The following is a 21,592-nucleotide window of genomic DNA, read 5'->3' as shown; positions in this document are numbered from 1 at the left end:
CGCCATGACTGGTAGCTATCCCAACACCCGCCTGCGTCGCACTCGCGCCACAGGCTGGAGCCGAACTCTCCACCGCGAAACCATGCTTTCGCCGGCTGACCTGATCTGGCCGCTGTTTGTGACCGAAGGGCAGGGCGTAGAAGAGCCTATCCATTCGCTGCCGGGTGTTTCGCGCTGGTCAGTCGATGGCATCGTGGCCCGGGCAAAGGAAGCGGTTGCACTGGGCGTGCCGGTGGTCGCCCTGTTCCCGAACACGCAGCTAGACCGCCGCAGCGATGACGGCGCCGAAGCGCACAATCCCGACAATCTGATGTGCCGCGCGATCAAGGCGATCAAGGATGCCTGCGGTGACAATATTGGCGTGCTGACCGACGTCGCGCTCGACCCCTATACCAGCCATGGACAGGACGGGCTGCTCGACGACACCGGCTATGTCGTGAACGATGAGACCGTCGCGGTGCTGGTCGATCAGGCCATCAATCAGGCCGAAGCTGGCGCAGACATCATCGCCCCGTCGGACATGATGGATGGCCGCATCCACGCCATCCGCATGGCGCTGGAAATGGGCAACCATCCCAACGTCCAGATCATGAGCTACGCGGCCAAATATGCCAGCGCGTTCTACGGCCCGTTCCGCGATGCAGTGGGATCGGGTGGTCTGCTCAAAGGCGACAAGAAAAGCTATCAGATGGACCCGGCCAATAGCGACGAGGCTCTGCGCGAGGTTGGGTTCGATATCGCCGAGGGTGCAGACAGTGTAATGGTCAAGCCCGGCCTCGCCTATCTCGACATCGCAAGGCGTGTGAAAGATGCATTCGGTGTGCCGGTTTTCGCCTATCAAGTGAGCGGCGAATACGCGATGATCGAAGCGGCTGCAGCAGCTGGCGCAGGCGACCGCGACGCGCTCGTTCTCGAAACGCTGATGGCCTTCAAGCGCGCCGGCTGCAGCGGTGTTTTGACCTATCACGCACCGGTTGCAGCCCGACTTCTCAATGGCTGACTTTCGCCACGAAACCGAACGGCTGATCCTGCGCGATTGGCGTGAGGAAGATTGGGAGCCGTTCTGGCAGCACCTCAACACCCCCACTGTCATGCGCCATCTTGGCGGAGTTGCCGATGCCGAGACTCGCCAACGAGCGCAGGAACGGCTGATCCAGTACAATAACGAAGCCGGGCACACTTTCTGGGTGGTCGAGCGCCATGATGATGGCGGGCACTTATCCGATGAAATCCTCGGTTTTTGCGGATTGAAGCTCTGCAACGAACCGAAGGGCCCGATTGGCGACGTGGAAGCAGGCTGGCGGCTGCGCGAAGATGCTTGGGGCCGCGGCTACGCCAAAGAAGCGGCGCAAGCTTCGCTTGATCTTGCCTTTGAGCGGTTTGACGCGCCGCATGTGATTGCGCTGACTGTCGAGGAAAACGTCGCAAGCTGGGGCCTGATGAAGCGGCTTGGCATGAAGCGCCGTGAGGACATGGATTTCCCCGACACGGTCTCCTGGGCGCTTGGCGAAACCATCATCGTCTACCGGATCGAGCGGGACGAGTGGGAAGCGCAGCATGGGTGATCTTGTCCTCGAAACGGAGCGGCTGGTTCTGCGAAAGATCGACGAGAATGACGCGGTTCTGCAGCACCGGCTTTTGAACACGCCCACTGTGATGGCGCATCTGGGCGGGGTGAAGGAACTGCACGAAATCGAAGCGAAGCACGCCAAAACAATGGCGAGTTTCGCCCGCAACGGTTTTGGTTTCATGATGATGATCGAAAAGGCATCCGGCGATCTGGTTGGCCATGCCGGATTGAAGCAGGTCGATAATCCGCTCGCTGCCAATACCGGTGACTATGAGATCGGGTGGCTGGTTCGCGAGGATCGCTGGCGGCGTGGCTACGCATACGAAGCGATGAAAGGGGTACTCGAATGGGCTTTTGGCTCGATCGGCGCCCCGCATGTTGTCGCGTTGACCAGCGAGTCCAACATCGGAAGCTGGAAGCTGATGGAAAAGCTCGGCATGCAACGTCGCAAGGACCTCGATTTCGATGATCCCGGATTTCCGGCTGAGGACAATCCCACAATCCAGTATTCGCTCACCAAAGAGCAATGGGAGACCTGACCATGTATCGCCCCGGCGTGAACATCATTCCGATCCACGGCAAAACACCTCGCATTCACGAGACCGCCTTTGTCGCACCCGGATCGACCATCATTGGCGATGTCGAGATTGGGGCGGAAAGCTCGATCTGGTACAATTGCGTGGTCCGTGCGGACGTCTTCAAAATCCGGATAGGCGAGCGGAGCAATGTGCAGGATGGCAGTGTGCTGCATTGCGATCCGCCGCGGCCGGGAGATGAAGATGGCTCCCCGCTGATCATCGGAGACGATGTGCTGATCGGCCATATGGCGATGGTGCATGGCTGCACGATTCTGGATCGCGGGTTCGTGGGTCTTGGCGCGATTGCGATGAACAAGTCGGTCATTGGCCACGACGCGATGTTGGCCGCCGGTGCGATGCTGACTGAAGGCAAGGTCATGGAAGACCGCATGCTGTGGGCGGGTCGCCCGGCAAAGCCGATGAAGGAGCTATCCGACGCCGCGATTGCCGGAATGCGAGCGGGCGTGATGCACTACACCGAAAACGCCAAGGCGCATGCGGTGGCCGTGTTCGAGTGCGGCCTGGATTAGCGCCCCGACCGCGTCTTCGAAGTTGACACAATTGACATGCTTTCACCCGCCTATTCTGAGAACAAGTCTCTGACCTAAAAGAGAAAAGTAGGTCGAAAGCGAAGTTGACACTTGTCCAACTCGATTGCGGTTCACGATTTCAAAGAACCCCTTCGCCGTGGCACGAATTGACCCGTGTAGGAAAGTGATCAGCCGGGAGCCTGGCTGAGATGCTGCATCATGTGCGGGACCAGATCGGCCTTCCCAAGCTCCACGCCGTTGCTGCGCATGATCGCGTAGGCGATGCTGACGTGGAAATAGAAGTTGGGAAAGGCCCAGTCGCGCACATAGTCGGCGGCTGACAGGCGAAACTTCATGCCGTTGGGCAGGTCCAGATCGACCATTGCCTCATCGGCGATAAAGGCGTCGTCCGCGACAGTATCGAGCATGGCCAGCGTCTCCGCGATCCGGGCTTTTGCGTCTTCGAGGCTGGTTGGATCTTCTTCGTTCGATACGAAGTCGGCGTTGGCCAGGCTGTTGAGAGCTTGACGCGGGAAGTTTGCCAGCATGCGGATCTGCGTGGCGAACGGCAGCATATCGTCGGCCAACCGGCCTTCCATCAGAGTGCCGGCGGATTCGTGGGCGGCGGCCTTGCCGAGCATCCCGGAAAGCGCGCGGAGCATGTTGCGCCAGGTCGAAATAGTGTGGGTCTGTAGGGTCATAGCGAACTCCAGTTTCAATATGCAACTGGAATAGCGTGCCGTCCGAATAGGTCAATCTCTAATGAGTGCGCGCAGGCTTTCGATCCGATCCGCCTCGTGCACCGGCTTGTCCCAACGGATACGGTGGATGCGAGGGAAACGCATGGCGAGACCGCTTTTGTGGCGCTTCGACGAATGCACGCTGTCGAACGCGACTTCGAACACCAGAGTGCGCTCCACCTCACGCACCGGGCCAAAGCGGTTGAGCGTGGTCTGGCGGACGAGCTTGTCGAGCTTCTTAAGCTCTGCATCGGTGAAGCCGGAATAGGCTTTGCCCACGGGCAGCAGCTCTGCGCCGCTGTCAGGATCGCCGTCCCAACAGCCGAAAGTGTAGTCGGAATAGAAGCTGGAACGCCTGCCGCTGCCGCGCTGCGCATACATCAGCACGCAATCGATCAGCAGCGGATCGCGCTTCCATTTGTACCACAGTCCGACCTTGCGCCCGGCGATGTAAGCGCTGTCGCGGCGCTTTAGCATCAGCCCTTCGATCGCATCATCCCGCGCGCCTTCACGGATTGTGGCGAGGTGATCGAAGTCGTCTGCCTCCACAAGCGCGGAGAGATCAAAATGGCTGTCTGGCAAGCGCGGTATCAGCGTCTCAAGTGCGGCGCGGCGTTTGGTCCATGCGTGTTCCCGCAGATCGTCACCTTCGACGATCAAGGCATCGTACAGCCGAACAAAAGCAGGCGCTTCGGCGAGCATCTTTTTCGAGACCTTCTTGCGCCCCAGCCTTTGCTGAAGTGCATTGAAGCTAGCCGCGCCGCCTGCTTCACCGCCTTGCGTAACGCCGCGCACCAGCAGCTCCCCGTCGAGCACCGCGTCCATCGGCAGGACGTCGAGCAATTCGGGGAAGGTCGCCGAGATATCGTCGCCTGATCGCGAATAGAGCCGCGTCTCACCCGCGACCCGCACCAATTGCACTCGGATACCATCCCATTTCCATTCGGCGGCGTACTCGGTGAGGTCGACCACCGTGTCCTCTAATGGATGGGCCAGCATAAATGGTCTGAACAAGGGGCGGTTGGAAACATCAGGTGGGTCCGCGCCATCTGCCGCCCAGGCGAACAGCTCCGGATACGGCGCATCTAATGCGTGCCAATATTCCTCGACGTCTTCGACTGACACATCGAAGGCCTGCGCAAACGCGGTCTTCGCTAGACGCGCCGAAACTCCGATCCGCATTCCCCCGGTTGCCAGCTTGATGAGTGCAAAGCGGCCATTGGCATCAAGTCGATCGAGCAGCTTTGGTAGTTCGCTAGGCGCAGTCGCGCGGGTCAGGCCGGACAGAAGCTCGACAACCTGAGCTACAGTCGGTGGATCATCGTCGATCTCACCTTCCGGCCACAAAAGGCTCGCCGTCTCCGCCGTATCGCCGACAAAATCGCGGCTAAGCGACCAGAGCACCGGGTCTACGCGGTCCTTCATCAAATTGCGTATGGTCGAGCTTTTCACCGCCGGAAAGTCCAACTCCCCCGTCAGCGCGGCCATCGCCCAGCCGCGATCGGGATCGGGCGTTTCGCGCAAATACTCCGCCAGTAACGCAAGCTTGCGGTTGCGGCTGGTGGTGTAGATCAAGGCGTCAAGCAGGGCGGCAAAGCGCTTCATCGATTGGCTCTGGTGTCTTCATCGCACGGACATATCAACGCCTTACGGCTTTGCCGCACACGACTTCTCGTGACCCAACAGTTGAGGGAACCCAATTCATGAAGCTCACTTCGATCGCCGCGGCTCTGATGCTTGGCGCTGCCGTAACCACTCCTGCTTTGGCTGATGGTCACGGCGACCATGCAGAGGCGAAAGCTGCGAAATATACGATCGACACTCCGATCGAAAAGCTGGTAGCCGATGCAAAGGCCAAGGCGGTGCTTGAAAAGCATCTGCCAGGCATTGATCAGCACCCCGCCTACGGTGAGTTCAAGACGATGAGCCTGAAAGCGATTCAACCTTTCTCGCAAGGCGCGATCACGCCAGAATTGCTGGAGAAAATCGCCGCTGATCTCGCCGCGATGACATGATTCGGTGGCGCGGGCGAGGGTGCTAGTCATCCTCGTCCTCGCGCCCGACCAGAGCCAGAGCGCGGGCCTTTCGCTGCCTTAGCTCACACCAGCGCAGCAGCGCTTCTTCGCGGCCATGCGTGATCCAGGTTTCGGTGGGGTTCACTTCATCGATAGTCTGAGTGAGCTCATTCCAGTCGGCATGGTCGGAGATGACCAGTGGCAGCTCTACGCCGCGTTGCCGAGCGCGGCCACGCACCCGCATCCAGCCACTTGCCATAGCGGTGATCGCCTCGGGGAGACGACGAGACCAGCGGTCGTTGAGCGCAGAGGGCGGGGCGACGATAATCGAACCGCGCATGTCCTCTTTCGCGTGATCGCTGACCAGGCGAAGCTCGCCTAACGCAACCCCGTGATCCTCATACAAGCGGCGCATCTTCTCCATCGCACCGTGGAGATAGATCGGATCGCGATGGCCCGCAGCACGCAATTCGGCGATCACGCGCTGCGCTTTTCCCAGCGCATAGGCGCCGACCAGCACACAACCATCGGGATGGTCAGCCAGCGCCTTGAGCAGCTTCGCCATCTCGTCTTCAATCGGGGGGTGATTGAACACCGGCAATCCAAAAGTCGCCTCGGTGATGAAGATGTCGCAAGGCGTGACTTCGAACGGCGCGCAGGTCGGATCGGGGCGGCGTTTGTAGTCGCCGGTGATGATCACTCGCTCGCCCGCATGTTCGAGCAGGATCTGGGCGCTGCCTAGTACGTGGCCCGCCGGAATGTAGGTTGCTGCAACATTGCCGGGCAGCTTGATCGTCTCGCCATATTGGACCGGCGTCGCTTTGGTTGGGATCTCGCCATCCGCATCCTCTGCTCCGGTTTGGTAGCGCAGCTTCATGATCGCCAGCGTTTCAGGTGTTGCGACAGTTTCGCCATGCCCGCCGCGTGCGTGGTCGGCGTGACCGTGGGTGACCAGCGCGCGGTCCACTGCGCGGCCCGGATCGACCCAGCAATCTGCCGGGACGATATGCACGCCCCACGGTTCGGGCTTGATCCAGGAAAAGGGCGCACTCACGCCAAATTAAACCGCCGAATGCGCGCGCATGTTCCCGTTATTCCGCCGCTTTGTCGGTCCGGTACTTGTCGAACCAAGCGGTGACGGCATCGGTCTTGGCCGCGAGCTGGCTGGGCGACATGGTCAGGTCGCCGTGGCTGCCACCGGGCGTAACCAGCAGCGCGGTGTCGACACCCTGTAGTTTGAGCGCGCCATAGAATTGCTCGGCTTCGCCGCGCGGCGTCCGGTAATCTTCCGCTGCGACCAGAACCAGCGTCGGGGTTGTGATATTCGGCACAGCTTTCAGCGGCGAGCGATCCCAGTATTCCTCGGGCTTCTCCCACGGCTTGCCCTTCATCCAGTAGCGACCGAAGAATGGATAGCCGTCGCTCATCAGCGCCATTGTCGTCCAGTTGATCACCGGCTTGTTGGAGGCTGCCGCTGCGAACCGGTCGGTCTTGCCGACCATCCACGCGGTCAGGATGCCGCCGCCCGACCCGCCGGTGACAAACAGATTGTCAGGATCGGCATAGCCTTCTGCGACAGCTGCATCGACGGCCGCCATCAGCTCGGCATGGTTGGAGATCGGGTAGTTTCCATCAATCCGCGCCGCGAATTCAGCCCCATATCCGGTTGATCCTCCCGGATTGGTGAACAGCACGGCGTAGCCCTTGCTCGCATAGAGCTGATAATCGCTGGCGAAATGCGCGCCATAGGCCGCAAACGGCCCGCCATGGATTTCTAGGATCACCGGGACGCGCGTGCCCGGCTGGTAATCAGGCGGCAGCAGGATCCAGCTAGGAATGTTTGTTCCATCGGGTGCAGTTACCGAGATTTCGCGGGTTTCGCCGAGGCGCTTGCCTGACAGTTTCAGGTCGTTGAGCGCCGTGAGCCTGCGCGATTGCCTACCCCGCAAGACCGAGACATCCGCAGGGCGGACCGCGCTGCCGCTGGTGAAGGCGAGCGCGCCGCCATCCGAAACACTCCAATTGCCGCCGGCATAAGGGCGCGAATAGCCTGGGGTTACGATCCGCGCGGAAAGTGGATCGACGCTGCCCGAGGTGGAAACGCGCGCGACGCGGTAAACGCCGTCATCCTGATAGCCGGCGAATAGTCCGGCGTCGCTCCATTCGATGCTCTCGAAATCGCGATCAAACGACTCCGCAATGCGGCGTTTGTTCGATCCATCGGAGTCCATCAGGTAAAGTTCTGATTGGTGGTAGGCTTTGCCTTCATCATCGACGCCGAGATAGGCGATGCGCCGCCCATCAGGGCTGACTTGCGGGCTGAAATCGGGTCCGTCGCGGTCGGTCAGTGCGGTGATCGAACCCGCAGCCAGATCGATCGCGTAAATCTCACTATCGATCCCGGCGAGTTCCCAATCCTCATCGCGATTGCCGCTGATCAGGATACGGCTACCATCAGGTGTCCATTCAAGTGAGCCGGAATGGTTGCGATCGCCGGACGTCAGCTGGCGCGGTGCACCGCCAGTGGCCGCAACGACGAAAATCTGGGTGAAGCCCGGCTTCAGATAGCCCGCGCCGTCGATCCGGTAAGTGACCTTGTCGGTAATCGTAGGCGGCGCTTTCCATTCCGCGCCTTCGGGTTTGGGCGGGGCGCTGCCAAGGCTGACCGGTTTGGCGGGGACGCGCGCGGTGTAGGCGATTTGCGACCCATCGGGCGACCAGCTGATGCCGCCTGGGCTTTCGGGCAAAGCCGTGATGTTGGCGCTCGCGCCGCTTTCCATCCAGCGCACATGCAATTCCGGCCCGCCGCCGCTTTCGGTGGAGATATAGGCGATCCGCGATCCATCGGGCGACCAGCGCGGCGCAAAATGCGCGCCTTCGCCCGTGACCAGAGGAGTTTCCTCACCGCCCTCCACATCGATCAGCCAGATCGAGGTGACGGCGCTATCGGTCATGATGTCGTTGGTGCGCCGGACATAGGCGATCTTGGTCCCATCCGGGTTGATCTGCGGATCGGCGGCGACGCTCAGGCCGAACAGGTCCTTGCCCTCGAAATAGGGGCTGGGTGCAGTGGTATCGGAATTGTCGGTGTGCTCGTCAGCCGCAAGCGGGCTGGCGAGCACCATCGCTCCGGCTGCGAGGGAAAAGTAGCGTGCAAACATAATCGGCCCCGAATTGCTTCGGAGCCGATCAATCACAGATTACGCGGTATGGCCAGCATCACTTCTGCGACAGGTCGATTAAGCGGCGTGAAATCAGGCTTCGCGGATCAATCTCTCGCCAAGATCAATCAACTCGTCGCGCCACGCGAGCTTTTCCAGCCAGTCCGCAGGGATCGCCGACATGCCGTACAACGCTCCGGCGAGCTGTCCCGTGATCGCAGCGGTCGTATCGGCGTCATCACCAAGATTGGCGGCGAGCAGCACTGCTTCAGAAAAGCTGTCAGTGTTGGCGACGCTCCAAAGAGCAGCCTCAAGACTGTGCGCCACATAGCCGGAACTGGAAATCTCATCGCGGGCCTTATCGCGCCAGCCACCACTAAGGATTTCCGCAATCGGAGCTGAGGTTGCACATTCCTGACCCGCCGCCAGTGCCTGTTCAAATTCTCCGGTCCGAATGGCTTCTGCCAGGATGAGCGAGAATGCCTCGCAGGCCTCAAGACAAGTCTCTGCGGCATGGGTCACGCGGCCTTGATCCCGCGCCGCCTGCCGCATTTCGTCTTGCGGTCGTCCAATTCCCCAAAGCACGACTGGTGACAGGCGCATCAACGAGCCATTGCCTGCGCTCATAGGGTCGGTTGACCCGGCGAACGGATCGCCAGTGCTCTCGAAATGAGCCAGCGCGGTTTGCGTCGTTATGCCAATATCAAAGCAGTCGCCCGTCGGGCTGTACACACCCCATCGCCACCAATTCACAAAGCGGCTGGCCAAATCTCGCGCATTCAGGCCGTCATTCGCGGCGAGACTTTCAGCCAAAGCCAGAGCCATGGAGGTGTCGTCAGTCCAAACCCCCGGCTCCAGCTCAAACGGGCCGCCGCCAACCATATCGGTCAGCGGCGCGTAGCTGTCACGCGTCCGAAATTCGAGCGTCGTGCCCAGCGCATCACCGGCAGCGAGGCCGATGAATGCGCCAAGCGCGCGGTCATGCGCAGCGGAGCTTAGTGCCATCGCCGGCCTGGATCAGCCTTCGCTGCCGTCCGATTTGCCATTGCTACCAGAAGCTTCGGGCTTAGCGTCTCCGTCTTTCGCTGGCGGCGCTTTCTTTGCTGCCGGCTTCTTTTTTGCCGGTGGCTTGCGCTTTGGCTTTGTTTTCGGCGGAGCGGGTGTGAGTTCGAAGCTTGGTTTGCCGTCCTTGATGCTGACATGCACCTCGCCGCCATCGGCGAGCTTGCCGAACAGCAATTCTTCCGCGAGCGGCTGCTTGATCTTATCCTGAATCAGGCGGCCCATCGGACGCGCGCCATAGAGCTTGTCGTAGCCCTTGTTCGCGAGCCATTCGCGCGCATCGCCATCGAACTGGATGTGGACGTTCTGCTCGGCCAGCTGCAATTCAAGCTCGAGGATGAACTTGTCGACCACGCGGGCGACGGTGCTCTTGCCGAGATAGGCGAATGGCACAATCGCATCCAAGCGGTTGCGGAATTCCGGGGTGAACATCTTCTTCACCGCTTCGGAGCCTGCATCTTCCTTCGACACGTCGCCGAAACCGATGCCTTGGGTTGCCATCGCGGCGGCACCGGCATTGGTCGTCATGATCAGCACGACATTGCGGAAATCGACCGTCTTGCCGTGGTGGTCGGTCAGCCGGCCATTATCCATCACCTGCAACAGGATGTTGAACAGATCCGGGTGCGCCTTTTCGATCTCGTCGAGCAGCAGTACGCAATGCGGGTTCTGGTCGACAGCGTCAGTCAGCAAGCCACCCTGATCGTATCCGACATAGCCCGGAGGCGCGCCGATCAAGCGCGAGACGCTGTGGCGTTCCATATATTCGGACATATCGAACCGCTTGAGTTCGATCCCCATGATCGAAGCGAGCTGACGCGCGACTTCGGTCTTGCCGACGCCGGTCGGGCCGCTGAACAGGAACGAGCCAATCGGCTTGTCCGGATCGCGCAGGCCGGCGCGGCTCAGCTTCATCGCAGTGGCCAGGCGGGTGATCGCCTCGTCCTGGCCGAACACGACATGCTTCAGATCGCGATCGAGGTTTTCGAGCGCTTTCTTGTCGTCCTTGCTGACCGATTTCGGCGGGATGCGCGCCATAGTCGCGATGACCTGCTCGATTTCCTTGGCGGTGATCTTCTTCTTGCGGCGGCTGGGCGGAACCAGCATCTGCATCGCGCCAACTTCGTCGATCACGTCGATTGCCTTGTCGGGCAGCTTGCGGTCATTGATGTAGCGCGCCGACAGCTCGACAGCGGTTTTGAGCGCGTCGGGCGTGTACTTGACGTTGTGGTGCTCTTCGAATGCCGTGCGCAGACCTTTGAGGATCTTGATCGTGTCCTCGATGGTCGGCTCGTTCACGTCGATCTTCTGGAACCGGCGCAGCAATGCGCGGTCCTTTTCGAAGTGATTGCGGAATTCCTTGTAAGTGGTCGAACCGACGCAGCGGATCGTCCCACCTGAAAGCGCAGGCTTGAGCAGGTTGGAAGCGTCCATCGCCCCGCCGCTGGTCGCACCGGCACCGATCACGGTGTGAATTTCGTCGATGAACAGGATCGCGTCGGGCATGCCTTCCAGCTCGGCCACGACCTGCTTCAAGCGCTCTTCAAAGTCACCACGATAGCGGGTGCCCGCGAGCAGCGCGCCCATATCGAGCGAGTAGATCACTGCAGGGGCGAGCACTTCGGGCACATCGCCTTCGACGATCTTGCGCGCGAGCCCTTCGGCAATCGCTGTCTTCCCGACGCCGGGGTCGCCGACATAGAGCGGGTTGTTCTTTGAGCGGCGGCACAGGATCTGGATCGTCCGATCAACCTCGGGGCCGCGACCGATCAGCGGATCGACCTTGCCGGCTTCGGCCTTGGCGTTGAGGTTGACCGTAAACTGATCGAGCGCGGTCTCTTTCTTGTTGCCGCCTTCTTTAGTTTGCTCGGGATCGCCCGGCGCGCCTTCGTCGGAGCCTTCGGGATTCTTCGATTCGAGCTGGCGACCGCCTTTGCCGATGCCGTGGCTGATGTAACTCACCGCATCCAACCGGCTCATATCCTGCTGCTGCAGGAAATAGACCGCATAGGAATCGCGCTCGGAAAACAGCGCCACCAACACGTTTGCGCCCGTCACCGTGTCCTTGCCCGAGGACTGTACGTGCAGGATCGCGCGCTGAATCACCCGCTGGAAACCGGCGGTTGGCTGAGGATCGGCGTCGTCTTCGGTTTTGAGCGACTGATATTCCTGATCGAGATATTGCTTCACCACCTCGCCAAGCTCGGCAAGGTCGACCCCGCATGCCGCCATCACCTGCGCGCCGTCTTCGTCATCGATCAGCGCGAGCAGCAGGTGCTCCAATGTCGCATATTCGTGACGACGCTCCGACGCATTGGCGAGCGCGTTGTGCAGGGTTCTTTCGAGATTCTGGGCAAAACTGGGCATGAAGTGTCTCTAGTCGCGGGCAAAAAGGGCTCCGGGAGAGGGAGCGATGGAGAGGTAACAAAAGTAATATGGTGCAGTGACGCACAATTGCGAATCCGAATTAAGGAATTCCAACTGCGTCACTGAGAGGACTTCCCAAACAGCGCATCGGCAGCGGCGCGGTGGGCTGAGGCCTTGTCGCGGTGCGCCTTGACCCGGGCGATCTCCGTTTCGAGCAACGCGATACGCTCGGTCAGCTCGTCTTGGGAATATGGCGAAAGATCTTCAGTCGCGAGCTTGCTCGCGGCGTCTCCCTTGGGGCGGGGAAGATCAATGTCATCCATTGCTATCAACATCGCAAGACAGGCCGCTTGCTGTCAATGTGCGAGAGCGGTATTCGCTCCACCGGGGAAACGAGTGGTGGCCTTTGCGCTACACTCGCTTCGAAACAGGGCTAGGTGGGCACCAGATGACCGAGACTGTCATTCCTGATGTAATGAACGCGATTGGCTTTGCCGCGCCGGGCGGACCGGAAGTGCTTGCGCTGGAGCAGGCGGCGGTGCCGCAACCCGGCGCGCAAGATGTACTGATCAAGGTGGCCTATGCCGGTGTGAACCGCCCGGACTGCATTCAGCGCGCGGGGCACTATCCGGCCCCTCCCGGCGCTTCACCTATTCTGGGACTTGAGGTTGCTGGTGAAGTGATTGCTGCCGGGGCCGAGGTCCCGCGCGAGATGATCGGGGCAAGGGTCGCAGCTTTGACGCCGGGCGGAGGCTATGCCGAATATTGCACCGCGCCGTGGCAGCATTGCCTACCTGTGCCTGATGAAATGGATTTGAAGATCGCGGCAGCGCTGCCCGAGACCCTCTTCACCGTGTGGCACAACGTGTTCGAGCGCGGCATGGCGCGCGATGGTGAGCGGTTGCTCGTCCATGGCGGCACCAGCGGGATCGGTACGATGGCGATCATGCTCGCGAGAGCGTTCGACATCGAAGTGATCGTGACCTGTGGTGACGAAGCCAAGTGCGAAGCAGCGCGGCAGATCGGCGCGGACCTGGCGATCAATTACCGCGAGCAGGACTTTGTCGCGGCGGTGAAGGAGCACACGGGCGGTGAGGGTGTGAACATCGTGCTCGACATGGTGTCGGGCGATTATGTGCCGCGCAATCTCCAATGCCTCGCCGAAGACGGTCGCCATGTGACTATCGCGGTGCTCGGCGGGGCGAAGGCCGAGCTGTTCATTCCGATGGTGATGATGCGGCGGCTGACTCTGACGGGATCGACCCTGCGCCCGCGTTCCGATGCGTTCAAGGCGGCGCTGGCGGATGAGATTGCCGCAAATGCCTGGCCGTTGTTCACGACCGAGGAGCTTGCTCCGGTGATGGATCAGACCTTGCCGCTAGCCGAAGCCGCCGCAGCGCATGCGCGGATGGAAGCGGGCGAGCATATCGGGAAGATTGTGCTGGAAGTCACCGGTGGCTGAGGCGCTGCTCCTCCACGAAGACCCTCGCAGCGGCAATTGTTACAAGATCAAACTGACCGCTGCGTTGCTCGGGTTTCCGCTCGAAGCATATCAGTATGATATCCTGAAGGGCGAGACGCGGACGCCCGAATTTCTCGAGAGTATCAACGCTCATGGTCGCATTCCGGTACTCCAGATTGGCGAGCGGTTTCTTCCTGAGAGCAACGCGGCGTGCTGGTTTCTCGCCGAAGGGTCGCCTCTGATACCGGAAGACCAGTTCGACCGCGCGCAAATGCTGCGCTGGATGTTCTTCGAACAGTATAGCCATGAACCGAACATCGCGACTTTGCGATTCTGGTGCAAATTTGTCGGGCTCAACAATCTGAGCGAGCAGCAGCGCGATCAGATGACGGCCAAGCGGATCGCGGGTCAGGACGCGCTTTCCACAATGAACGGACATCTCGAAGGTCGCGATTGGTTTGTGGGATCGGCTGCTACACTCGCCGATGTTGTACTGTTCGCCTACACGCAGGTGGCGGAAGAGGGTGGTTTCGACCTCTCAGCCTATCCCGCCGTTCAGGCCTGGCTGAAGCGGGTCCCAACCTTGCCCAAATACATTGCGATGCAATGAGACAAAGTTGAGCTTTCGCGAAACGGTCACAGATCCGTGAATCGCCTGTAACAAACGTCTGCCAAGGCGCTCTGGACAAGATGCAAAGTCCAGGGATTTGCCATGACCGACTTTATGCTGTCCGACCCACGCAACGCTGCCGGATCTGACGATGAGCTGTGCGGCGCGGTGGCAAGTCTTCCTCTGGCCGAGCTCAACATTCCCGAGCCCGAAAGGCCCGAAAAGGGCGGGCCGGATCGGCGCAAATACCGCACGATCTGGATTAGTGATGTCCACCTCGGCACAAAAGGCTGCAACGCCGAGATGTTGATCGATTTCCTCGACCACACCGACAGCGAGACGATGTATCTGGTCGGCGACATCATCGACGGTTGGCGGCTCAAGAAGAAGTTCTACTGGCCATCGACCCACAACGACATCGTCTGGCGGATTATGAAACGCGCTAAGCGCGGGACGAAGATCGTCTATATTCCCGGCAATCATGACGAAATGTTCCGCCAGTTCACAGGTCTCAATTTCGGCGGGGTCGAGATCCGCCGCGCCGCCTTTCACGACACCGCCGACGGTCGCCGGCTGATGGTGCTGCACGGCGATGAGTTCGACGCGGTTATGCTGTCGCAGCGCTGGCTCGCCTTCGTGGGCGACTGGGCTTACGTCACCGCGATGCAGCTCAATGTGTTGGTGAACGCGGTGCGCAAGGCGATGGGCAAACCCTATTGGTCGCTGTCGAAAGCAGCCAAGCACAAGGTCAAAAACGCGGTGGAGTTCATCGGGAAATATGAGGAGGTTGTTGCCAAATCTGCGGGCGAGCGCGGGGTCGATGGTGTGGTCTGCGGCCACATCCACACAGCCGAGTTTCGCACCTTCGAATTTGGAGGAAAACCGGTTGAATACTGGAACGATGGCGACTGGGTCGAAGGTTGCAATGCTCTGGTTGAGCACCATGATGGAAGCATGGAAATCCTCAATTGGCCCGATGAGATCAAGCGCCGTGAGGCTCGCGAAAGTGCCCGGGTAACAATGGTGGACCGGGCCAAGGAGGCCGCGTGACCTCGCTGAGATCAGGCAGTTCTGATCAAGCGCCTCCAGCAGGCGCGCGGCCCGGTACCCATCCCGAATCCATCGCTATCGTCACCGATGCCTGGCACCCGCAGACGAACGGAGTGGTGCGGACGCTGACGACCACTTGTGACATGCTGCGCGACTGGGGGCACGAGGTCACGGTGATCTCGCCCGAACAATACCGGTCTTTTCCTGCGCCGACCTATCCCGAGATTCGGCTGGCCTTGACCTGGCCCGGCGCGGTGGGACGCGAACTCGCGCGGGTTGCCCCGGACGCAGTTCATATTGCCACCGAAGGTCCGCTGGGCTTTGCAGCGCGGCGCTATTGCGTGAACCGCAAAGTCCCCTTCACGACTGCCTACCACACGCAGTTCCCGGACTACATTTCGCGGCGCACTGGCCTCTCCACCAAAGTGTTCTGGCCCTATATTCGCTGGTTTCACGGCCCGGCGCAGCGGATCATGGTCGCGACCGAAACGATCCGGAAACAGCTTCGCGAACAGGGCCTGACCAAGCTGCATCATTGGAGTCGGGGCGTCGATCTATCGTGCTTTTCGCCTTCCGCTCCTCCTCCACCGGAATTCGCCGATCTTGCTGGCCCGATCCTGCTTTATGTCGGTCGGGTCGCGGTGGAGAAGAATATCGAGGCGTTCCTCAGGTGCGATCACCCCGGAACGAAAGTGGTGGTGGGCGACGGACCTGCGCTGTCTTCGCTCAAATCCAAATTTCCGGATGCGCTGTTCATGGGCAAGCGCACAGGCACTGAACTCGCCGGGTTCTATGCCGGAGCAGACGTGTTCGTCTTTCCGAGCAAGACCGACACATTCGGCCTCGTCATGATCGAATCGCTCGCTTGCGGCACCCCCGTCGCTGCTTACCCGGTAGCCGGTCCCATCGATATCCTGACTCAGCAAGTCGGCGTCATGGCTGACGATCTGGCAGGTGCAATCGATGGAGCACTCACCCGCGACCGCGCCCAATGCGCAGCTTTCGGTGCCGACTATAGCTGGGAATCCGCGACCCGGCAGTTTCTGAGCGGACTGGTAGCGCTGGAGGAAGAGGAATGCGTTTCGCTGCGGACGGCGCCGGCGATCTAGACACGTCACCCTTTTCCTTGCCGAACGCCCAGCATTCGCCTATCTACTCGCTCGCAACGGCCGCTCCGAAAGGGGCGGCCCTTCTATTTTTACGGAGATTCCTATGGCCCAGCCGACACCGCTGATGCCGCACGCCACCGCCACTTGGCTGGTCGACCACACCGGTCTGTCGTTCGAACAGATTGCCGAGTTCTGCGGACTGCATATCCTCGAAGTTCAGGCGATGGCTGACGATCTTGCTGGCAGCAAGTACACTGGGCGCGATCCTGTTCACGCCGGCGAACTGACCCTGGCTGAGATCGAACTGGGTCAGGCAGACGCGACTTATTCGCTCAAGATGCACAAGGCCCCTGTCGAAGTGACGCGCACCAAAGGTCCGCGTTACACGCCGGTGTCGAAGCGTCAGGACAAGCCTGATGGTATTGCGTGGATCCTGCGCAATCACCCGGAAGTGTCCGATGCGCAGATTTCCAAGCTGATCGGCACCACCCGCAACACGATCGGCGCGATCAAAGAGCGTTCGCACTGGAACATCCAGAACATCCAGCCGAAGGATCCGGTGACCCTGGGCCTGTGCTCGCAGCGTGAACTTGATGCGGTCGTGGCCAAGGCTGCCAAGCGCGCCGGAATCGTTGAAGAAGCGGCTCCCGTCGATGCCGATGCTCGTTCAGATAAGGACAAGCTGATCGAAGAGCTGCAGGCCGAGCGCGAAGCCAACGTCAAAGCTGCAGCCGAAGCCGCGCAGGAAGCCGAAGCCGAAGCATGGCTCGCGGCGAAGCGCGCAGCCGAAGAAGCTGGCGAAGATGCGGCACCAGCCGCACCTGACGCCTTTCAGACGCCCGAAACAGCGCCGACGGACGACGAAACGCCGTCCGAATAAGGACTTACGCGTAAACGCTGTCCCGGTGCGGGACGGCGGGCAATCGCTTCGCCGAATAGGCCGTGCAAATTGTGCGAAAATCCCTCATCACAGGCGTGCGAAACGCTTGTGATGAGAGGGGTGTTCAGCCATGGCTACTGACATGAATGTCAATAACGCCTCCTACAATCATCCCACGCCCTGGGACACCAAGTTCGACTCCCTCACACTGCCGGAAATGTTCGAGCGGACCGTGCAGCATAATCCTGCGGCGCCGTTTCTCCATTTCCTCGGGCGGACCTATTCCTACCGCGAAATGTTCACCGAGGCGCAGCGTTTTGCCGCTGGCTTGCAGGAGATGGGCATTGAAAAGGGCGACCGGGTGGGGCTCTTCCTGCCCAACGTGCCGATCTACGCCTCCGCCTATTATGGCGCGATGATGGCGGGCGCGATCGTGGTCAATTTCTCGCCGCTCTATTCAGTCGAGGAACTGGCCTGGCAGGTCGGCGACAGCGGCACGCGGGTGCTCGTCACACTCAACGTGCCCGAGCTTTACGACACCGCCAAGAAGGTGCTGGCGTCGTCGGAGCTGGAGCGGCTGGTCGTGGGATCGCTTGCCGATATGCTGCCGTGGTACAAAGGCGCAGCGCTCAAACTGCTGAAGCGCAGCCAGATTGCCGATGTTACTTTCGACACCGAAGTGCGCAGCTGGTCAAACGTGCTGGGCGAGTGGGAATGGGCGGCGTGGCAGGCGGGCACAGTCCAGCCGCTTGTGAAACTGGACCCGGTCAAGGATCTGGCACTGCTGCAATATACTGGCGGCACCACCGGACGGCCGAAGGGTGCCATGCTTGGCCACAATCAGCTTGCCACTAACGCGCAGCAGGTCGCTGCGATCAATCCGTTCGACAATCCGCGCGACGAAGTGTTCATGGGCGCGCTGCCGTTCTTCCACGTCTTCGCCAACACCAGCCTGCTGAACCATGCGGTCGCCAGCGGCGGCTCCATTGCAATGGTCCCGCGCTTCGAAACCAAGCAGGTTTTGCAGACTATCGAGAAATATCGCGCGACCGGCTTTCCCGGCGTGCCGACGATGTTTCAGGCGATGCTCGACCATCCGGATCTCGCCAAAACCGATCTGTCATCGCTCAAGGTGTGTATCTCCGGAGGCGCGCCGATGCCGGGGCCGGTCCATGCGAAGTTCGAAGAGGTCACCGGCGTTCGGCTGGTCGAAGGCTACGGCCTGACCGAAAGCGCCGGGGTGGTCTCGGTCAATCCCTATGCAGGTACCCGCAAGCGCGGCACGATCGGGCAAGTCGTTGCGGGCACCGAAGTGATCCTGTTGGACAAGGAAGATCCAACCATACTGGCGCCAGAAGGCGAACCGGGCGAACTCGCGGTCCATGGGCCGCAGGTGATGCGCGGGTACTGGAACCGGCCTGAAGCCGCCGCTGATGCCTTCGCCGAGCGCGATGGCAAGAAATACCTGCGTACCGGCGATGTCGCAGTGATCGATGAAGACGGGTTCCTCTCGATCGTCGACCGGATCAAGGACATGATCGCGGTCGGCGGGTTCAAGGTCTTTCCGAGCGTTGTCGAAGACGTGATCCTTGAGCACGACGCCGTGAAGGAAGCGCTCGTGATCGGTGTGCCGGATGACTATCTCGGCGAGGTTCCGCGCGCTTACATTACGCTTGAAGACGGCGCGGGAACCTCCGGCGACGAGCTACGTGAGTGGCTTAACTCCAAGATCGGCAAGCATGAGCGCGTCGATCAAGTGGTGATCCGAGAAGAACTGCCGAAGACGATCATCGGCAAGCTGGATCGCAAAGCCCTGCGAGCCGAAGTCCTCTGAGGCCGCCCAGCAAGAACACGAGCCGAAGTTCTGGAAAGGTTTGGGAAGCGAGGAGGCGGTAGTGAGCCGCCCCTACTCAGGTCGCGATCTTGAGCTGAGCCTGATCGGGATCAGCCTTGGGCTTCTCGATCTTCTCGGCCGCTTTCGGGGTCGCATTGGCCGCCTGACGCTGTGAGTTCGGGGCGAACCGTCCGTCGACCTGCGCGCCCTGTTCGATCGTCAGCGCGTCATAATGAACGTCGCCCTGGATCTCTGCCGTTTTGAGGATCACTAATTCACGAGCGGTGATCGAGCCATTGACCCGGCCAGAGAAGCGCGCGGTTTCCGCCATCACGCCGCCCAGAATCTGACTGCCTTCGCCTTGAACGAGCGACGAACATTTGATGTCGCCTTCGATCGTGCCATCGACATGAAGATCGGCCGAGGCGGTGATGTCGCCTTTGATCTTGATGTCGGAACCGATCACGGAAAAAGTCGAATTCGAGGAGCCACTGGCCATAGTCTTCTTACTCTGCGGTCGTTGCGGGGGTGCTGGTGCGGGCCGTTCCGGCTCCGCGGATTTCTTTGAGAACATCGGGAGCGGTCTCCAGGAACTTGCGCGGATTGACCGCGCGGTCATTGATACGGACTTCGAAGTGCAGGTGCGGCCCCGTGGAACGGCCAGTGCTGCCGATGCCGCCAATCGTCGCTCCGGCACCGACCTTTTGGCCTACAGTGGCGCCCAGACGCGACATGTGCGCGTATCGGGTCATCATGCCATTGCCGTGCTGGATCTCGACGGTTTTGCCGTAGCCGGATTTCCAGCCTGCAAAGGTGACGACACCCTTGGCCGCAGCGTAGATCGGCGAGCCAACCGGGCCTTTGAAATCGATGCCGTTATGCATTGCGCCGCCGCCGGTGAACGGATCGCGGCGGAAGCCGAAGCCGGATGAAATATCCTGGCCTGCGGGCACGACCTGCGGAATGCCTTCAAGTGCTTCTTCGAGCACAGCCATGCGCGACAGGCTGAGGCCGAGGCGTTCGAACCGTGGGTCAAGCTCACCATGCGAGGTCTCGAGCAATTCCAGCGGACCACCCACGGCTTCGCGTGCATTGGCTGTCATCGCGCGCGGATCGAGGTCTAGCATCCGCATCGCCTCTTCGGCTTTCTGTGCGCGGTAATCGGCGTAGCGCGTGATGCGTTCGACAAAAGCGAGCTGGCGTGCTTCAACCTCGGCGAGGCCGCGCGCTTGCGGGATCATCGCGCCGACCTTGTCGACGGTCTTCTCGGTTTCTTCGGTGGAGTCGGTGACGTTAACGCCAGCGTCACGAATTTCTTCGGGCAGCATCGGCAGCATCGCGTCGAGGAATTCCTGACGGCCGTCGAGCTCTTCGATCACCCGCTCCAGATCGTTGCCATAGGCATCGATGCGTTCCTGCGCCGAGGCGACCTTCGCCTTGTCACTTTCGAACGAGGCAAGTTCAGCTTCCGCCTGATATTGGCTCCATGCCATCACGCCCATCGAACCGGCCCAACCGATTGCGAGCGCAGCAGCACACGCAGCGCCAGTCATTTGGACGCGCGAAGATATCTTGATGAAGCGCACTTGACCCTGCGAACGCATGAAGAATTCGCGATCAGGAAACCAATCGCGTACGCGCTCTAGCCACGGTCGTGCGGAATTTGTGTCAGACAAGGCGGCCCCGTTTTTTGGTTCTTGTTCCTTGGGCAGCGGAGCTACCAACGCAAATCGCCCGGGTCGAATCGAAGTGTTAACGTTGCCGCCGAACCGATGCGGAATCGGGGTGAAACGTTCACCTCTGGGCAATCTGTGCTGAATCAGGGCAGATTCGAGAGAATTGTACGAACGCGACACAATGTTTTCGAGGCCGATTCGCCAAGACTGACATGATTCGCTGGCCCTGCTAATGCTGCCGTTGATCGGAGCTTTGCAGACTGAAAGAAGGCCCAAATCTTTTGAGAAAATCGAGCCAGCGAACCGGTCTTTTAGGCGGCAGTTTCAACCCTGCGCATGGCGGGCATCGGCGCATCACCCGCTTCGCGATGGACGCGCTTGGTCTTGATGAATCATGGTGGCTTGTGTCTCCGGGAAACCCCCTAAAACCCAAGTCAGGAATGGCCCCGCTTTCCGCGCGCCTCATGTCGGCTGAAGCGCAGGCGCGGCGTGCTCCAATCGTGCCCACCGCGATCGAATTGCAGCTCGATACGCGCTTCACCGTGGATACATTGCGCAAGCTGAAACGGCGCTATCCCAAGCGCGAATTCGTATGGCTGATGGGGTCCGACAACCTCGTGCAGTTCCACCGTTGGAAGCACTGGCGCGCCATAGCGAGGACAATGCCGATTGCAGTGATTGCAAGGCCCGGCTATAACGCGGATGCCATGACGAGCCCCGCCATGGCCTGGCTCAGACGCTATCGTGTGTCTGCCGCCAGTTTTCGGAAACGGGGGCAATGGAGCGCACCGGCCCTGGTGTTCATGCGTTTCGATCCAGATGCTCGCTCGGCCACGGCCATTCGCCGTGATCATGCCGATTGGGCGTCGCAATATCGAAACACATCTGTGCGCGACCGACTGACATTCCGTCAGATCCAACCAAGGGAGGACGCATGAGGCGCCTGAA

At 60.5% G+C, this 21,592-nt stretch carries 21 protein-coding genes; 12 read left to right on the top strand and 9 right to left on the bottom strand.

The window, feature by feature from the left end:
- Window positions 1-4 precede the first annotated feature (4 nt).
- From hemB to Q0837_RS14985, 4 genes are read left to right on the top strand one after another with little or no spacing between them, the layout of a single operon-like run.
- On the top strand, window positions 5-1,000 hold the full coding sequence (hemB, locus tag Q0837_RS15000; RefSeq protein WP_298470729.1) for a porphobilinogen synthase: 996 nt from the start codon (window positions 5-7) through the stop codon (window positions 998-1,000).
- The gene (locus Q0837_RS14995) at window positions 993-1,565 is read left to right on the top strand and encodes a GNAT family N-acetyltransferase (protein ID WP_298470727.1); all 573 of its coding nucleotides are present in this window, start codon (window positions 993-995) and stop codon (window positions 1,563-1,565) included. The genes hemB and Q0837_RS14995 overlap by 8 nt, the downstream gene beginning before the upstream one ends.
- Window positions 1,558-2,109 (top strand): GNAT family N-acetyltransferase, encoded by a 552-nt coding sequence (locus tag Q0837_RS14990; protein ID WP_298470725.1) that lies wholly within the window; start codon window positions 1,558-1,560, stop codon window positions 2,107-2,109. The genes Q0837_RS14995 and Q0837_RS14990 overlap by 8 nt, the downstream gene beginning before the upstream one ends.
- Entirely contained in the window at window positions 2,097-2,678 is a 582-nt protein-coding gene (locus Q0837_RS14985) for a gamma carbonic anhydrase family protein (RefSeq protein WP_298470723.1), read from the top strand. The genes Q0837_RS14990 and Q0837_RS14985 overlap by 13 nt, the downstream gene beginning before the upstream one ends.
- Window positions 2,679-2,866: 188 nt before the next feature.
- Here Q0837_RS14985 and Q0837_RS14980 read toward each other — a convergent pair whose 3' ends face one another.
- Both Q0837_RS14980 and Q0837_RS14975 read right to left on the bottom strand, forming a co-directional pair.
- The gene (locus Q0837_RS14980) at window positions 2,867-3,379 is read right to left on the bottom strand and encodes a DUF1993 family protein (protein ID WP_298470721.1); all 513 of its coding nucleotides are present in this window, start codon (window positions 3,377-3,379) and stop codon (window positions 2,867-2,869) included.
- A 51-nt stretch (window positions 3,380-3,430) separates the two neighbouring features.
- Window positions 3,431-5,023, bottom strand: coding sequence for a cisplatin damage response ATP-dependent DNA ligase (locus tag Q0837_RS14975; protein WP_298470719.1), 1,593 nt, complete (start codon window positions 5,021-5,023; stop codon window positions 3,431-3,433).
- A gap of 98 nt (window positions 5,024-5,121) precedes the next feature.
- Here Q0837_RS14975 and Q0837_RS14970 point away from each other — a divergent pair, with 98 nt between their 5' ends.
- Entirely contained in the window at window positions 5,122-5,433 is a 312-nt protein-coding gene (locus tag Q0837_RS14970; protein ID WP_298470717.1) for a hypothetical protein, read from the top strand.
- 22 nt (window positions 5,434-5,455) lie between these two features.
- Here the strand turns inward: Q0837_RS14970 and Q0837_RS14965 are convergent, their stop codons facing one another.
- The 5 genes from Q0837_RS14965 to Q0837_RS14945 form a co-directional block, all read right to left on the bottom strand.
- Window positions 5,456-6,487 (bottom strand): ligase-associated DNA damage response exonuclease, encoded by a 1,032-nt coding sequence (locus Q0837_RS14965; protein ID WP_298470715.1) that lies wholly within the window; start codon window positions 6,485-6,487, stop codon window positions 5,456-5,458.
- Between the two features lie 37 nt (window positions 6,488-6,524).
- Window positions 6,525-8,594, bottom strand: a complete 2,070-nt coding sequence (locus Q0837_RS14960; RefSeq protein ID WP_298470713.1) for a S9 family peptidase — start codon at window positions 8,592-8,594, stop codon at window positions 6,525-6,527.
- A 93-nt stretch (window positions 8,595-8,687) separates the two neighbouring features.
- Entirely contained in the window at window positions 8,688-9,599 is a 912-nt protein-coding gene (locus Q0837_RS14955; protein ID WP_298470712.1) for an ADP-ribosylglycohydrolase family protein, read from the bottom strand.
- A gap of 12 nt (window positions 9,600-9,611) precedes the next feature.
- Window positions 9,612-12,023, bottom strand: a complete 2,412-nt coding sequence (clpA, locus tag Q0837_RS14950; RefSeq protein ID WP_298470710.1) for an ATP-dependent Clp protease ATP-binding subunit ClpA — start codon at window positions 12,021-12,023, stop codon at window positions 9,612-9,614.
- A gap of 119 nt (window positions 12,024-12,142) precedes the next feature.
- A complete protein-coding gene (locus tag Q0837_RS14945; RefSeq protein WP_298470708.1) occupies window positions 12,143-12,346 on the bottom strand; it encodes a DUF1192 domain-containing protein in 204 nt (67 codons plus the stop codon).
- Between the two features lie 125 nt (window positions 12,347-12,471).
- Between Q0837_RS14945 and Q0837_RS14940 the strand changes: the two genes are divergently transcribed.
- The 6 genes from Q0837_RS14940 to Q0837_RS14915 all read left to right on the top strand — a co-directional run bounded on the left by Q0837_RS14940 (window position 12,472) and on the right by Q0837_RS14915 (window position 18,968).
- The gene (locus Q0837_RS14940; RefSeq protein ID WP_298470706.1) at window positions 12,472-13,485 is read left to right on the top strand and encodes an NAD(P)H-quinone oxidoreductase; all 1,014 of its coding nucleotides are present in this window, start codon (window positions 12,472-12,474) and stop codon (window positions 13,483-13,485) included.
- The gene (locus Q0837_RS14935; RefSeq protein WP_298470704.1) at window positions 13,478-14,095 is read left to right on the top strand and encodes a glutathione S-transferase family protein; all 618 of its coding nucleotides are present in this window, start codon (window positions 13,478-13,480) and stop codon (window positions 14,093-14,095) included. Before Q0837_RS14940 ends, Q0837_RS14935 begins: the two co-directional genes overlap by 8 nt.
- Window positions 14,096-14,209: 114 nt before the next feature.
- On the top strand, window positions 14,210-15,145 hold the full coding sequence (locus Q0837_RS14930) for a UDP-2,3-diacylglucosamine diphosphatase (RefSeq protein ID WP_298471782.1): 936 nt from the start codon (window positions 14,210-14,212) through the stop codon (window positions 15,143-15,145).
- A gap of 71 nt (window positions 15,146-15,216) precedes the next feature.
- A complete protein-coding gene (locus Q0837_RS14925) occupies window positions 15,217-16,254 on the top strand; it encodes a glycosyltransferase family 1 protein (protein WP_298471779.1) in 1,038 nt (345 codons plus the stop codon).
- A gap of 103 nt (window positions 16,255-16,357) precedes the next feature.
- Window positions 16,358-17,134 (top strand): DUF1013 domain-containing protein, encoded by a 777-nt coding sequence (locus Q0837_RS14920; RefSeq protein WP_298470702.1) that lies wholly within the window; start codon window positions 16,358-16,360, stop codon window positions 17,132-17,134.
- A gap of 142 nt (window positions 17,135-17,276) precedes the next feature.
- Entirely contained in the window at window positions 17,277-18,968 is a 1,692-nt protein-coding gene (locus tag Q0837_RS14915; protein WP_298471776.1) for a long-chain fatty acid--CoA ligase, read from the top strand.
- Between the two features lie 76 nt (window positions 18,969-19,044).
- Here Q0837_RS14915 and Q0837_RS14910 read toward each other — a convergent pair whose 3' ends face one another.
- On the bottom strand, window positions 19,045-19,467 hold the full coding sequence (locus Q0837_RS14910) for a polymer-forming cytoskeletal protein (RefSeq protein ID WP_298470700.1): 423 nt from the start codon (window positions 19,465-19,467) through the stop codon (window positions 19,045-19,047).
- A 7-nt stretch (window positions 19,468-19,474) separates the two neighbouring features.
- On the bottom strand, window positions 19,475-20,572 hold the full coding sequence (locus tag Q0837_RS14905) for a M23 family metallopeptidase (protein ID WP_298470698.1): 1,098 nt from the start codon (window positions 20,570-20,572) through the stop codon (window positions 19,475-19,477).
- 353 nt (window positions 20,573-20,925) lie between these two features.
- Between Q0837_RS14905 and Q0837_RS14900 the strand changes: the two genes are divergently transcribed.
- On the top strand, window positions 20,926-21,582 hold the full coding sequence (locus Q0837_RS14900) for a nicotinate-nucleotide adenylyltransferase (protein WP_298470696.1): 657 nt from the start codon (window positions 20,926-20,928) through the stop codon (window positions 21,580-21,582).
- Window positions 21,583-21,592 lie beyond the last annotated feature (10 nt).

It is taken from the genome of uncultured Erythrobacter sp., assembly GCF_947499705.1.
In the GTDB taxonomy this organism is placed as follows: Bacteria; Pseudomonadota; Alphaproteobacteria; order Sphingomonadales; family Sphingomonadaceae; genus Erythrobacter.
Note: the sequence above shows the minus strand (reverse complement) of the source record. Positions and strands in the feature narration are given on the sequence as shown.